Source organism: Patescibacteria group bacterium (genome assembly GCA_041662665.1).
GTDB lineage: Bacteria > Patescibacteriota > JABMPQ01 > JABMPQ01 > JAQVVF01 > JAQVVF01.
In genome coordinates this window covers 1-14,503 of the sequence record JBAZSC010000003.1, presented here as the reverse complement: position 1 = coordinate 14,503, position 14,503 = coordinate 1, and the positions used below count along the sequence as shown (strand labels likewise).

Here is a 14,503-nt window from a genome sequence, read left to right as displayed (position 1 = left end):
GCTACTCGTTATTTAATATTCTTTAATGCTTCTTTTTCTAAAACTAATTTATCATACTTAACAACATCATAAACATTCAATAAATTCGATAGTAAAGGTTTTACACTTGCAATATTTCTGATTGATTTCATTGTCTTTTCATCCTTTTCCTTCAACATTACAAGAGTACTTTTGTAAGCGTTTATATTCTTTAAAATTTTTGCAAATTCTTTAGTCTTAATTGCATCCATTTTCAATTCATCTATGACAATCAATTTCTTTGAATTAAATTTATCAGAAAGCGCCATATGTAAAGCTTTTCTTTTTTCTTTTTTGTTAATCTTTTTAACATCATTCTTTGTTGCAACAGGACCAAAAGTCTTACCTCCGCCTTTCCATAATGGAGAACGAATAGAACCAACACGAGCACGTCCTGTACCTTTTTGCTTCCATGGCTTAATTCCGCCGCCTCTTACTTCAGCTCGATCTTTTGATTTAGAAGTTACATCTTTCTTGCTCAATTGAGCTATAACAGCACGATGAACAACTGAAGTTTTAATTTCTACACCAAAAATCTTTGGATCTAAATCCGTTGATCCGACTGTCTTTCCTTCTTTATTCAATATATCAACTTTTAACATATATAAACAAAATAATCTTTAATTTCCACAAATTTTTAACCATGAGCCAATCTTACCAGGTAAAGCTCCTTTTACAGCAAATACATTTTCATCTAAATTAATATCCAAAATTGAAGAATTCTTTAAAGTTACATTTTCTCCACCCATTCTTCCACCCATTCTTCTACCTTTCATAACATGTTGAGGATGACCGGAGTTAATAGAACCAGGAGCTCTCATATCATGTTTATGACCATGAGAATGTGGAGCACCATGAAAACCATGGCGTTTCATAACACCTGCAAAACCCTTACCTTTTGAAAGTCCGGAAATTGACAATAAATCACCTTTTTTGAACTGTGAAATATCAATTTTATCACCTATTTTTAATGAAGTCAAGCCATCACCTCTGAATTCGGCAAAATTACTTAAATTCTCTTTAATTCCAGCCTTATTTAAAGCTCCTTTTACTCTTCCATCGCCTTTTTTAACTATATCGTAACCAACCTGAACTGCAGAATAACCATCTTTTTTGCTATCTAAAAGCCTTGTAACAAAACAATCACCAATTTTAACTAAGGTAACAGCTTCTAGCTTACCTTCATTATACATTCTACTCATTCCAATTTTTTCGCCAAAAATGAATTTCATATAATAATATCTAAATAACCATTATTAACAACAATTAGTGTCCATTAGTAATTAGTGTCTAATTAGCGTTATTAGTGTAGCATTAGTGTACTACAACAAAATTAGGTTAACAAACCCAAAGCGATTCGCTCGCCTATTTATTTGCTAAATACTACTTTATATCTAAAAAATAGTTAACAAAAAATGTTTAAAACTTCACAAGACTGTTCACAAACATTCGGTTCGGAAATTTATTCAATCTTATTCAAAAACACATTCACTAACATTCGAAAAAACATTAGCATATCATTCGAAAAAGTATTCGAGTAAGGTTACATCTTTATCTCTACATCAACTCCTGCTGGTAAATTAAGGTTCGACAAAGCTTCAATCGTCTTCGGTGTTGGCTTCACAATATCAATCAATCTCTTGTGGATCCTAATCTCAAATTGCTCACGAGCATCTTTGTGAACAAAAGTGGATTTCAAAACAGTATCCCTATGCTTTTCAGTAGGAAGTGGGATCGGGCCAATAACCTCTGCACCAGATCTTTTTGCAGTTTCAATTATTTGCTCTGCTGATTGATCAATAATCTTATGATCAAACGCCTTAATTTTGATTCTTATTCTTGGAGAAGATGTCTCTTCTTTCTTTTCTTGATTCTTAGTCTTTGTCATCAAAGGGCTTAATTATAATTAGTAGGGTACAAAAATTTTTGTACCCTACATTAAAATAAATTATTTAATAATCTTTGTTACAACACCAGCACCTACAGTTCTTCCACCTTCACGAATAGCGAATTTCATTTTTTCTTCCATAGCAACTGGAGCAACTAATTTAACTTTCATTCCATTGACAGTATCGCCAGGCATTACCATTTCAGTTCCAGCAGGCAATGTTACTTCACCAGTAACATCAGTAGTTCTAACATAAAATTGTGGTTTGTAGCCATTTGTGAACGCAGTATGTCTTCCACCTTCTTCTTTTTTCAAAATATAGCTTTCTGCTTCAAATTCAGTATGAGGAGTAATTGAACCTGGTTTTGCTAATACTTGTCCTCTTTCAACATCTTCTTTCTTTGTTCCACGAAGTAAAATACCAGCATTATCACCAGCTCTACCTTCATCCAAAGATTTGTTAAACATTTCAATACCTGTTGCAACAGTTTTTTGAGTAGGTTTCAAACCAACAATTTCAACTGTATCATTAATTTTAACCATACCTCTTTCAATTCTGCCTGTAACAACAGTACCACGACCTTCGATTGAAAATACATCTTCAATAGGCATCAATAAAGGTTTGTCAACATCTCTTTTTGGTTCAGGAATATATGAATCTAATTTTTCCAATAATTCCAAAATTGGTTTTCCAGCTTCACCATTTGGATCTTCCAAAGCTTTCAAAGCTGAACCTTTTACAATTGGAATCTCATCACCAGGGAATTGATATTTTTTTAATAATTCTCTTACTTCTTCTTCAACTAAAGCAACCATTTCTGGATCATCAACTTGATCAACCTTATTTAAGAAAACAACAATAGCTGGTACACCAACTTGGCGAGCTAACAAAATATGTTCTCTTGTTTGAGGCATTGGTCCGTCAGCAGCAGAAACAACCAAAATAGCACCATCCATTTGAGCTGCGCCAGTAATCATATTCTTAATATAATCAGCATGTCCTGGGCAATCAACGTGTGCATAGTGTCTTTTTTCTGTTTCGTATTCACAGTGAGCTGTAGCGATAGTAATACCTCTCTCACGCTCTTCTGGAGCTGAGTCAATTTGGTCAACTGTTCGCTCTTGAGCTTTGCCTTTACCAGTAGCATTGATAACTTTCAAGATAGCTGCTGTTAAAGTAGTTTTACCATGATCAACATGGCCAATTGTTCCAACGTTTAAATGTGGTTTTGATCTGTCAAATTTTTCTGCCATTTTTTTAATTTTAATTTATTTAATTACTTATCCTCCGAAGTCTTAGAAAGACGAAGGAGGATTATTTTAATTATATACGCAAAAAATTATAATGTCAAATATAAATTCTTCGTTATAATAATCTAAAAAAATTTTGCAAAAATAAGAAATAGTTTTTACCAAAATCTATTTTGCAAGAAGCATTATAACAATATTTTTGATATAAAGCAAGACCTTTTTGTTAATAACTACAAATCTTAAATCTCTAATAAAACTCTCTATAACGAAATGATCCTGGATGCCCTTTGATATCAAGCAATAGACTTTTGTGATAACCAAAATGTGATGATTTAATTACAAAATCTAAGTCAATAAATTTGTCAATTAGCAGTTCATAAAGTTGTTTTGCCACTTCAGGCCTAGCAATCTTATTTGATAAATGAACAAAAGGAGAAATCATTAGGTTTTTCGTTTTAACTTCGTCAGCTGTTTTCAAAATTTCCTTATATAAATCATCTAATTGTTTTTCACTATCTCCCTGTTCTACACAAAAAAAGACGACTAAACAATTTTTCATTTCCTCTGCTTTAGATTTTTTATTTTCGGGAATAATTTCTTTTGGTCGTTTAGATTTTTCAATAATCTCTGTAGAAAATTTATTAACATGCAAAATAAGAGATCTCATACATAAATATAAACAAAATTTCCTTTTTATCCAATTTAACTTAATCCTGCAATATTAAAAATCAAATCTTTCGTCTTCTTGTTCTTCATCAACATCATAATAATAGCTCAAATCTTCATTCACTAAATCATTTTTCTGACTATTTTCTTTTAGCGCTTCATAATCAATGCATTGCTTATCTTCTACCCAATTTTTCTTTGGGATATATTCTGAATAATCTTCTTCTTCATCATTATCCTCTTCTTCATTCTCTAATTTCCAATTAGCAATATCCGAATTTATTTTATCAATCAAAGCTTTGCTTGAAGAATTTTTTTCAGTCTTTTCTTTATCATTTAATAACTTTTCGTATTCAGAAATTGACATCAAAGCAAAAGAAGGTTTTCCATCTTCAACAATAATATATTTTCCACCAGTAGATTTTAACAATCTTAAAATTGATGGGAATTCTTTTGGATCTAAAACATTGATTGTCATATTTTTATTTTAAATTATATTTGCTAATTACGATTTATTTTCTGACCTAAAGAATTTATAACTAGTCTAACAAATCTAACTTATCTAACAAATCTAACTTATCTAACAAACTCAATTATTAATTTTATCAATTTTACTAATTTTACAATTATTTTTTACCAACACGTCCCTCGACTATTTGCAATTCAACATTTTTTGGAACTTGTTCATAATGATCAAATTCCATCACGAAATTTCCACGACCAGAAGTAATAGATCTAATTGTTGTTACATATCCAAACATCGAAGCCAATGGAACCATAGCAGAAATAATTTTTAAATTATCTCTGTCTTCCATATTTTGAATTTGAGCTCTTTTTGAATTTAAATCTCCAACAATATCACCCATAAATTCAGCTGGCATCATTGCTTCAATTTTCATTATTGGTTCAAGTAAAATTGGTTTTGCTCTTCTCTCGCCTTCTTTCATTGCCATAGATGCAGCAATTTTGAAAGCAGCTTCAGAGGAATCAACATCATGGAAAGATCCATCATATAATGTTGCCTTAATATCAATTACTGGATAGGAAGCAATAACGCCTTCAGTCAAAGCTTCTTTACAACCTTTGCCAACAGCTGGAATAAATTCTTGAGGAATTACGCCACCTTTAATTTCGTTAATAAATTCGAAGCCTTTATTTCTTTCATTTGGCTCTAGTCTTAACCATACATGTCCATATTGTCCATGACCTCCTGATTGTCTAATATATTTTCCTTCAGCTTCAGCAGTACCCAAAATAGTTTCTTTATAAGCAACTTGAGGATTTCCAATATTAGCTTCAACTTTAAATTCTCTTTTCATTCTATCAACTAAAACATCCAAGTGCAATTCACCCATACCAGAAATAATTGTTTGCATCGTTTCTTCGTCTGTATGAACTTTAAATGTTGGATCTTCTTCAGACAAAGCACGCAAAGCCATAGACATTTTTTCTTGATCAGCTTTTGTTTTTGGCTCAATTGCAATAGAAATAACTGGTTCAGGAAAAGTAATTTTTTCCAACATTACAGGATGTTCCATATCACATAAAGTATCACCAGTAGTTGTTCCTTTCAAACCAACAATTGCTGCAATATCTCCAGCATAAACTTCTTCTACTTCTTCTCTTTTATTTGCATGCATACGAACAATTCTACCAACTCTTTCTTTATTGTCAGTTGATGAATTCAAAATGTAAGAACCAGCTGTCAAAGTTCCAGCATAAACTCTAAAATAAACTAATTTTCCTACAAATGGATCAGTTGCAACTTTAAACGCCAAAGCCGTAAATGGTTCTGTATCAGAAACTTTTCTTTCTATTTTTTTTGTTTCATCTTCTGGATCAAAAGCAACTATTGCTGGTACATCCAAAGGACTTGGCAAACAATCAATAACATAATCCAATACTTTTTTAATAATTGCTTTTCTACCATCACCACCCAAAACTGGAAAAAACTTACCAGTTAAAGTCGCTTTTCTTAAAGCTGCTCTTATTTCTTCTTCAGTCAATTCAGCTCCTTCTAAATATTTTTCCATTAACTTGTCATCTGCTTCAACAATTTTTTCAATTAATTCTGCACGATATTTTTCGCATTTTTCTTTCATGTCAGCAGGAATTTCTGAAGGTTCAGATAATTCCATGCCTTCTTCTTTTCCTTCAACATTAAAATATGCTTTCATCATTATAAGATCGACAGCACCTTTTATATCTTCACCAGAACCAATTGGCAACATCACTGGATGAGCATTTTTTGATAGTCTGCTATGAATTGAATCTAAACTTCTATAAAAATCGCCACCAACTAAATTGATCTTATTCAAAAAACAAATTCTAGGAACATGGTATTTATCAGCTTGATGCCAAACAGTTTCTGATTGAGGCTCAACACCCATCTTGCCGTCAAAAACAACAACAGCTCCATCCAAAACACGCAACGATCTTTCAACTTCTACAGTAAAATCAACGTGTCCAGGAGTATCAATGATATTGATGCGATGTTTATCTTGTTCTTTTTTCCAAATTGGAGACCAAAAACAAGTTGTTGCTGCTGAAGTAATTGTAATTCCTCTTTCTTGTTCTTGTTCCATCCAATCCATGATTGCAGCACCTTCATGTACTTCACCAATTTTGTGTGAAATTCCAGTAAAAAATAAAATACGCTCAGTAATAGTTGTTTTACCAGCATCAATGTGAGCAATAATTCCGATATTCCTTGTTTTCTCTAATGAATACTCTCTAGGCATGTTAAAAAATTAAAAAGTTAAATAAAAATTAAAAACACTTAAGTCCAACTCAATGCTCGTATTATAACTACAAAATAAAATTATTGCAAGAGCTATCTATGTTATCCGTTTCAAATTTGTCAGAAATTTATGTAAAATTTTTGGCATAAAAAAAGACTGATAATACAGTCTAGACAAAGAACTTCAATTAGGACCATAATCTTTTTCATTTCTTTTATTGTGAATTGAAAAATATCTGCCAAAATTAGGACCTGCTTGAACAGGATTAATATGAATAACTTTAATAATTGCTTTCCGCTTCAGCAATTTTTGATTCTCATCTTTCAAATGTGCATATTTCTGATCTGATCTTCTTACATATTCAGCACTTACTCCAAAAATCATAACAATTAACATACATAAAAAGAAGAAAAATAATCCATCAATAATGTCATAGTTAATAGAAATATACAAAGAAAGAAACAAATCAAAAATTCCAATTACTATACTTGATACAAACAATAATTTTGCCGTTTCACTAATCTCATTTTTATGGCATTCACAATAATTCCAAAAATGCTTTTTCCCTGTAACAAAAGTTTGCACATTTTTAACAAAATTCGAACTTCTATATTCATACCTTGTTATTTTCACAAAAATAAATACAAAAATTGTTAGAAGTAAAAAACCTATTATTCTCTGGAATATGTTCAAATTACTCACAAAAAAAGTATAACCCATAAAACACAAACTCCCTCCAATAAACAAAAAAATAAAATTTTTTAAAGTGCTCATTTCTTCCTCCTCTTCTAGTCAAAGAAATCTAAAATAGTATAAACAAAAAATAAAAATCTTGCAAGCCCAAACCCTCTAACCTTTCCAAGATAGGGATTCGTAGTAAACAATTTACAATAAAAACATGCCCTCATCATCAACTACGAAACCCCTCCCATGGGGGGGTAGAATCTCTCCGCAAAACCAACACGTCAGACTTTATAAACTTTATGGACTTTATAACTTTATAACTCAATAACTTCATTATAAAATCAAAAGGCTCCAAAATTAATTGGAGCCTTGCAAATATGTAATATTCTATAAACTCATGACTATTGTTTCGGTGCAGCTGGAGCAGCAGGAGTTGAAGATCCGCCTTTCATTGTTCCAACATTTTTTTTCTTTACCATGAAATAATATAAGATTGATGCTAACCATGACCATCCAATAAAGAATGTAATAATCAAAACAGCCAACCATACGCCTCTATTTGGGAATTCTCTTTTAATACAATCAACTAACATCATAATCCAGAAGATCAAGAAAAACAATCCAATTAATCCACCAATGATAGCAACAATGATTCCAAAAACACCCATTCCCATTCCTAATCCTGCTAATGCTTCCGCATCGCTTTCATTCAATGTTGATGTTGTTGTAAAATTAAAATCTAAATCATTTTGCGCGAAAGCAATATTTGCTCCTAATGTAAGTGCGCAAACTGTAAGAAAAGCAAAAATTTTCTTCATAATTTTTTGTTAATTAATTATTTTGTTTTAAATAGTTTATTGACAGTCGACCTGCATCTGTCTAGTTAAATATAATATATCATTAAATAAAAATAGTGCAACAATCTTATGCACAATAAAAATTAAACAAAAAAAATAATGCAAATGATATAAATTTCGAATTTGCAGTATTCGCAATTCGTATCATTTGCATTATTCGTACTTGTCCACCGAAGTCCCGCAGGCTTGTCTGCCATAGCCGAAGCGAAGGCAGGACGAAGGTGGATATTCGTATTTTTATCTTGCAAAATGTGCAAAAGCTTTGTTTGCTCTTGCCATTCTATGAGAATCTTCTTTCTTTCTAACAGCAGATCCTTGATTTTTTGAAGCATCAATTATTTCAGTTGCTAATCTAATAGACATTGGCTGACCTTTTTTAGCTTTAGCAGCTTCAATAATCCATCTAAAAGCTAAAGTTTGTTTTCTATCACCTCTTACTTCATAAGGAATCTGATAGTTAGCGCCACCAATTCTTCTACCTTTGATTTCCAAATCTGGAGCTACATTTTTCAAAGCTAAATCAAAAATTTCAATAGGATCTTTTTTTAATTTAGTAGAAATAAAACCTAATGTATTATAAATTGTTTTTCTAGCTGCACCTTTTTTGCCTCTTTCCATTATGCTATTTATAAATTTCGAGACAACCAAATTACCATATTTTGGATCTGGCTTTAATTCTCTTTTATATTGTCTTTTGCGTCTTGCCATAAATTAACTGCAATTTCTAATTCCTAATTTTCAATTTTTATTAAATTTTTAATGAATTAATTTTCAAACAAGTTATTCATTAGAAATTAGAAATTGGAAATTTATTAGAAATTAGAAATTAAAAATTAGAAATTCTTTAAGATTATTTAGCTGCTTCTTTTTTCTTGCCTCCAGCACTTTTCTTTGCACCGTATTTACTTCTTTGTTGCATTCTGCCTTCAACACCAGCAGTATCTAAAATTCCTCGAACAATATGATATTTAACACCTGGTAAATCTTTTACTCTTCCACCACGAACTATAACAATTGAGTGCTCTTGCAAATTATGTCCTTCTCCAGGAATATATGCAGTAACTTCCATACCATTTGTTAATCTAACTCTAGCGATTTTTCTCAAAGCAGAGTTTGGTTTTTTTGGAGTAGTAGTTGTAACTTTTGTACAAACACCTCTTTTGAAAGGATTTCCTTCTTCAAGCATAACATATCGTTTTTTGATTTTATTAAAATCCCTCTGCAATGCAGGTGCTTTAGATTTTCTTTTTCCAGATTTTCTATTTCGTTTAACTAATTGATTGATAGTTGGCATAGTTTTTATAATACATAAAGAATATCAAATAAAAATTTGATTGTCAATGCTTCTTCTTAGAAAGCAGAAAATAGTAAACAGAAAACAGTTCGATGTCGTACTGTTTCCTATTTTCTGTTTTCTCATAAACAGTCTATGCCAAAAACTTATCAACAATCCCGATCACCCAATAGAAATATCTTGAAAATAAACTACCTCCAACTAATAACAATCCAATCAGAATAAAGAAACCATATTTATCCAAAAACATTTTTATATTCTCTGCTGATGACGGAAGCAAAGCAAATAACACTCTTGATCCATCCAAAGGCGGAATTGGAATTATATTGAAAGATAATAACAATGTATTAATCAAAATCAAAGTGTATAAGAAATCAAATAAAGCATTTCCCTCTCCCAATCCAGTTAAAGGATAAACAAATTTTAATAGCAAAACAAAAATTACAACCATCACTAAATTGGAAAAAGGTCCTGCCATAGCGACAATCACCGGTCCGATTCTTTGATTTTTTAGATTATATGGATTGAATGGTACTGGCTTTCCCCAACCAAATCCAACAAAAAGCATTAATAATGTTCCCCAAATATCCATATGAGATAAAGGATTCAAAGTTAATCTTCCTTGCATCTTTGCTGTTTGATCGCCTAACAATGTTCCAGCTAAAGCATGTGAAAATTCATGAACAGTAATCGCGATAATCATCGAAATTGCCCACGCAAAAAACATCAATGGGTTAGTCAAAAGTAATGAGATTATCATATTTTAGTAATTAATTAAAAATAATCGGCGACTCGTAATTTAGCCTGCCCCGTATCTAGTTTCTGTAATCATTATCAATAACATTGATCTATTTTATTCAAAAATTAATGCTATGAGTAAAAATTTCAGAAACTTGGTATGGGGTTATTTTGTTATTTAGAATTTTGTTATTCGAAATTCGCTTGTCAAAACAATAATACTCTGTTATTATTATAAATACAAATTAACTATATCACTCAAAACATATGGCAAAACGTTGCGATATCTGCAAACGCGGACCAAAAAAATCAGTTTCACGTTCTCATTCTAACATTGCCAACAAAAGAAGGCAATATTTAAATTTGCAAAAAATGGACTATAAAGGCGAAGAACTAAAGGTCTGCACAAAATGTATGAAAACATTATACAGAACCAAATAGTCCAAGAATCAAGAATAATGAATTAAGAATAAAGAATCCGGCAAAGCCGGTTTTTTTATACTTTACGAACTTTATAAACTTTATAACTTTAAAACTATTCAATATATAATAACAAACTCTTCAAATAATTTCCTTCTGGATGAAAAATATTAATTGGATGATCAAGAGCCAAATGATGCTTCTGAATAATTCTAACTTTTCGATTTGCGTCAACTGCCGCCTGAAAAATAACTTGCTGAAATAATTTTTCATCAACAAAATATGAACATGAACATGTTAATATCAAACTTTTTGGTTTTATTTTTTCTATCGCTAGCCTATTTATTTCTTTATAACCTCTGCAGGCATCGACTATTTCATTTTTTGTTTTACAAAAAGCTGGAGGATCAAGAATAATAAAATCATAATCCAATTTTTCATTTCTCAAATATTCAAAAACATCGCCAACAAAAAAATTATTATTTTTTATATCTAAATTATTTAATTTAAAATTTTTCTCCAACAATGAAACAGAATCTTTCGAAATATCAATTGAATCGACCTTTAAAGCTTTGCTTTTCATTGCATAAACAGAAAATCCTCCAGTATAAGAAAAACAATTCAAAACTTTTTTATTTTTAACTAAATTTCCTACTAATTTTCGCATTTCACGCTGATCAAAATAGAATCCAGTTTTTTGACCTTTTTTTACTTCAATCAAAAATTTATTTCCATTTTCTAGGATTTCAATTTCATCAGGGACAGTGCCAAATATTTTTCCTTCAAAACTTTCCAAACCTTCTTCCAATCTAGAAGGCGAGTCAGACTTTTCATAAATTCCAACTGGATCTAATTCAGCGACTAAAATTTTGATAATGTTAGCTTTCAACTTTTCCATTCCCAAAGTCCCAATTTGTATTACCAATACATCATTATATTTATCAACTATCAGTCCTGGCAAGAAATCACCTTCCGAATTTATCAAACGATAAGAATTAGTATTTTTTAAATCAAAAAAAATTTTTCTTAACTCAATCGCATTTTTCACATTCTCTTCTATAACCTTTAAAACGTCACACTTGTCCTCCGAAGTCCCGCAGGCCTGTCTGCCGTAGCCGCAGCGAAGGCAGGACGAAGGAGGAGCAAAACTTAACATTCTTCCAGCGATTGATGTTTTGCGATTAAAATATGCTTGACCCAAAAATTTATTATCAAAACTAAAAACCGGCAAAATATCGCCATCTTCAAATTCAGGCGCGCTTTTGATTGCTCCAGAAAAAATCCAATGATGCCGATTCAAAATCGCCTTTTCTCGTCCTCTTTTTAAAACAATTTTTTTATCTAACATAGCAATCGATTTATGAACTTTAGAAATTTATAACTTATCTAGCCAGTTTAGCCAACCTAACTAGTCTAACTAATCTAACAAGTCTAACTATTTAACTTGCTTGTCTTTCTTAAACAATCTAACTAAAAATACTGCACTTATTACCATAATCAAAGTCAATATTCCAGCATAAATAAATTTTGCCCAAACATTATCTCTTTGCGGAAAAATATAATCAATTAAAGATTTAATCGCATCATTCCAAGCAAGTCCAACAATCAAACCAAAAGCAGCGGCTATATAACCGCTAACTTTTTTTAATGCTTCATCTCTTAATTTTATACTATGCTCTTTAATTTTGCTTAAAGCCATTTTTACCATATTTAATATGTTAATTAGTCAGCCTGACAAACTAACATATTTTTCAAATAAAATCAACCTTAACAATTTAACAAGTTAACAATAGAACATTCTAGCTCTTTCCTTCCCAATAAGCCTCTCCTTCTTTTTCCATGTTTTTTAATCTATCATAATAATCTGGAAATTCATTCAAATGTGCTAAAGCAATTTTTCCAGTCATTAAAGCATCATCATTGGTTACATTTGTATGCATGTCAACTGTTCCATGCTCTAATTCGACATCCAAACCTCTTCGAAATTGATCAACATCAAATTTTGTCCAATCAATTTCTAATTGCTCGCCAATTTGTTTAGCTTCTTCAACTGTAAAATTTTGTTTTGACATATTTTTTAGTTAAACAATAAAACAATTTAACAATGAAACAATAAAACTAATATCCTACTTTTGATTCTAAATATTCTTTCAATTTTGCAAATGGTTTAATTTGTAAATAAGTTTTCTTATCGTCTTCTTCGCTAAGTGACGCTCTTGTAACTGCATATCCTTGCGGAATAAACATCCTGTCCCATCCATAACCATTTTTTCCTGATGGAATTTTAGCAATTTCACCATCCAAACTACTTTCAAATAATTTCAAATCTTTACCATCAAAATAACCAAAAACACATCTCGCAATTGCCTTTCTCGTCTGTCCATTAATCATCGAACAAATTACATCGAAGGGAACTTTCTCCACAAAAAATTTAATAAAAGGTCCAGGCAATCCACCAAGAGCAACAAATTCTAAAGAAACGTCTTCAACAATAACTGGTTTCTTTATTTTTTCATAAGCTTGTCGAACTTTGTGCTCAACAATTTCTTTAAGATCTGTCGATTGAATTTCATCTAAATCAAGCTTTATATGATCTACTGGATGTCCAAGATATTTTGATAAATAATCTGCTTTGTTTTGATTACCAGTTATAAAAGTTACATTTTCCATAATAAATTGATAAATTTTTAAAGTCTAGAAGCCATACTTTTTTATCATAATTAAACTAAATCTAACCGACCTTTTTTCCAAATCGTTTCGTCTTAATATATTCTCTTTTTAATTTTTCAGGCGGAGCAACTCTTAATCGATGCGATGTTCGATAGGCCGTTTTTCCATGATGAGTTTTACTTGATGCATAATTTTTCATAAATTTATTTTACCACAAAAATCTGCTACAATATAGTTAAATGTTAATTGTTAAAAGTTAAATGTTATTTTATGAAAAGATTTTTATTAGTCATCGCATCTATATTTTTTTTACCGACATTAGGTCTTGCTTTTTTGCTTTTAAATATCAGCTACACAATGCTTTCGCCAGATGTTTACAAAAAAGCTTTAAATGATGCAAACGCCTATGAACGCTTATCACAAATTGACATTAGTCAAATTCTATCAAGTTTATCAAAAGAGAAGAATTCAAATATAACACAAATCGTCAAAATTAAAGTTTCCAAAGAAACAATTCAAAAGACAATTGAACCAACCATCGATTTTTTCTTTATTGATGTTTTAAGAAAAGGCAAAAAAATAATTGTCATTGATCTGTCTGATTTTCAAAAAGATTTTTTAGGCAAATATAATATTCCTCTTGATATTTTTCCACAAGGAATTATCCCACAAACTTATTCTCTACCAATTCCTGGTTCGATATTATTCTTTCAACCAGTTATTGCTATTTTGCCAATCATCGCATTTGTTCTTTTTGGATTTTCATTATTGTATTTACTTTTAATAATTCTTTTCAAACAAAATAATCGCGGAAAATTACATTTGCCAGCATATCTATTTTTTAGTTTAGGATTAACATATCTTTTTATTTATTTGATTGCCAGATTTTTAGATCCATCAAAATTTATTTCATTAGGCTCACAAAATTTCGCTCAAATTGCATTAGATGTTTTAAATAATCTCAAAATAGTTTTCATTAAACCATATTTAATTGAAGGCATAATATTGACAAGTATTAGTATTATTATTTTCGTTATTTCATTTTTTATTCCAGAAAAAACAAAAACTTTAGCACCTCCAAAACAAATTAAATAGTTTATTTTTTCCAAAACAAAAACGGATCATTCTGAAATCCGTTTTTTTATTTTTAGGGTAATAACTAACTTTGCCACCAGTCGTTCGTTCTTTTAGTGCTTAAATATGGGATTAATGACATAATTTGGGACAATAACTAACTTTGCCACCAAATCTATGTCAAACATTTGTCCAGTTTGTT

19 protein-coding genes are annotated in these 14,503 nt (G+C 30.6%); 2 read left to right on the top strand and 17 right to left on the bottom strand.

Annotation, left to right across the window (positions count from 1 at the left end; translation table 11 throughout):
- Positions 1-8: 8 nt before the first annotated feature.
- The 12 genes from rplD to WC663_04505 all read right to left on the bottom strand — a co-directional run bounded on the left by rplD (position 9) and on the right by WC663_04505 (position 10,159).
- Positions 9-620, bottom strand: a complete 612-nt coding sequence (rplD, locus tag WC663_04560; protein ID MFA6296603.1) for a 50S ribosomal protein L4 — start codon at positions 618-620, stop codon at positions 9-11.
- Between the two features lie 18 nt (positions 621-638).
- Entirely contained in the window at positions 639-1,250 is a 612-nt protein-coding gene (rplC, locus tag WC663_04555) for a 50S ribosomal protein L3 (protein MFA6296602.1), read from the bottom strand.
- Between the two features lie 311 nt (positions 1,251-1,561).
- On the bottom strand, positions 1,562-1,906 hold the full coding sequence (gene rpsJ / locus WC663_04550) for a 30S ribosomal protein S10 (GenBank protein MFA6296601.1): 345 nt from the start codon (positions 1,904-1,906) through the stop codon (positions 1,562-1,564).
- A 60-nt stretch (positions 1,907-1,966) separates the two neighbouring features.
- The gene (tuf, locus tag WC663_04545; GenBank protein ID MFA6296600.1) at positions 1,967-3,160 is read right to left on the bottom strand and encodes an elongation factor Tu; all 1,194 of its coding nucleotides are present in this window, start codon (positions 3,158-3,160) and stop codon (positions 1,967-1,969) included.
- A gap of 244 nt (positions 3,161-3,404) precedes the next feature.
- The gene (locus WC663_04540; protein ID MFA6296599.1) at positions 3,405-3,824 is read right to left on the bottom strand and encodes a threonyl-tRNA synthetase editing domain-containing protein; all 420 of its coding nucleotides are present in this window, start codon (positions 3,822-3,824) and stop codon (positions 3,405-3,407) included.
- A 54-nt stretch (positions 3,825-3,878) separates the two neighbouring features.
- Positions 3,879-4,301 (bottom strand): hypothetical protein, encoded by a 423-nt coding sequence (locus tag WC663_04535; GenBank protein MFA6296598.1) that lies wholly within the window; start codon positions 4,299-4,301, stop codon positions 3,879-3,881.
- 148 nt (positions 4,302-4,449) lie between these two features.
- Positions 4,450-6,564, bottom strand: coding sequence for an elongation factor G (fusA, locus tag WC663_04530; protein MFA6296597.1), 2,115 nt, complete (start codon positions 6,562-6,564; stop codon positions 4,450-4,452).
- Between the two features lie 183 nt (positions 6,565-6,747).
- Positions 6,748-7,149, bottom strand: a complete 402-nt coding sequence (locus tag WC663_04525; GenBank protein MFA6296596.1) for a hypothetical protein — start codon at positions 7,147-7,149, stop codon at positions 6,748-6,750.
- Positions 7,150-7,649: 500 nt separating this feature from the next.
- Positions 7,650-8,066 (bottom strand): hypothetical protein, encoded by a 417-nt coding sequence (locus WC663_04520; GenBank protein ID MFA6296595.1) that lies wholly within the window; start codon positions 8,064-8,066, stop codon positions 7,650-7,652.
- A gap of 276 nt (positions 8,067-8,342) precedes the next feature.
- Positions 8,343-8,813, bottom strand: a complete 471-nt coding sequence (gene rpsG / locus WC663_04515; protein MFA6296594.1) for a 30S ribosomal protein S7 — start codon at positions 8,811-8,813, stop codon at positions 8,343-8,345.
- Between the two features lie 142 nt (positions 8,814-8,955).
- Entirely contained in the window at positions 8,956-9,399 is a 444-nt protein-coding gene (gene rpsL / locus WC663_04510) for a 30S ribosomal protein S12 (GenBank protein MFA6296593.1), read from the bottom strand.
- Between the two features lie 133 nt (positions 9,400-9,532).
- Positions 9,533-10,159 (bottom strand): site-2 protease family protein, encoded by a 627-nt coding sequence (locus WC663_04505; GenBank protein MFA6296592.1) that lies wholly within the window; start codon positions 10,157-10,159, stop codon positions 9,533-9,535.
- 245 nt (positions 10,160-10,404) lie between these two features.
- Here WC663_04505 and WC663_04500 point away from each other — a divergent pair, with 245 nt between their 5' ends.
- Complete coding sequence (locus WC663_04500) at positions 10,405-10,578, top strand: L28 family ribosomal protein (GenBank protein MFA6296591.1); 174 nt, start codon at positions 10,405-10,407, stop codon at positions 10,576-10,578.
- A gap of 94 nt (positions 10,579-10,672) precedes the next feature.
- On the opposite strand, the gene WC663_04495 is transcribed toward WC663_04500, so the two are convergent.
- The 5 genes from WC663_04495 to WC663_04475 form a co-directional block, all read right to left on the bottom strand.
- Positions 10,673-11,905, bottom strand: coding sequence for a class I SAM-dependent rRNA methyltransferase (locus WC663_04495; GenBank protein ID MFA6296590.1), 1,233 nt, complete (start codon positions 11,903-11,905; stop codon positions 10,673-10,675).
- A gap of 87 nt (positions 11,906-11,992) precedes the next feature.
- A complete protein-coding gene (locus WC663_04490) occupies positions 11,993-12,265 on the bottom strand; it encodes a DUF5654 family protein (GenBank protein MFA6296589.1) in 273 nt (90 codons plus the stop codon).
- Positions 12,266-12,356: 91 nt separating this feature from the next.
- Positions 12,357-12,629 carry a DUF5661 family protein gene (locus WC663_04485; GenBank protein ID MFA6296588.1) on the bottom strand — a complete coding sequence of 91 codons (273 nt, stop codon included), beginning with the start codon at positions 12,627-12,629 and terminating at the stop codon, positions 12,357-12,359.
- Positions 12,630-12,675: 46 nt separating this feature from the next.
- Positions 12,676-13,227, bottom strand: a complete 552-nt coding sequence (locus WC663_04480) for a non-canonical purine NTP pyrophosphatase (protein MFA6296587.1) — start codon at positions 13,225-13,227, stop codon at positions 12,676-12,678.
- Positions 13,228-13,288: 61 nt separating this feature from the next.
- On the bottom strand, positions 13,289-13,426 hold the full coding sequence (locus WC663_04475) for a hypothetical protein (GenBank protein ID MFA6296586.1): 138 nt from the start codon (positions 13,424-13,426) through the stop codon (positions 13,289-13,291).
- A 71-nt stretch (positions 13,427-13,497) separates the two neighbouring features.
- On the opposite strand from WC663_04475, the gene WC663_04470 reads away from it, so the two are divergent.
- Positions 13,498-14,322 carry a hypothetical protein gene (locus WC663_04470; protein MFA6296585.1) on the top strand — a complete coding sequence of 275 codons (825 nt, stop codon included), beginning with the start codon at positions 13,498-13,500 and terminating at the stop codon, positions 14,320-14,322.
- The last annotated feature ends 181 nt before the right edge of the window (positions 14,323-14,503 follow it).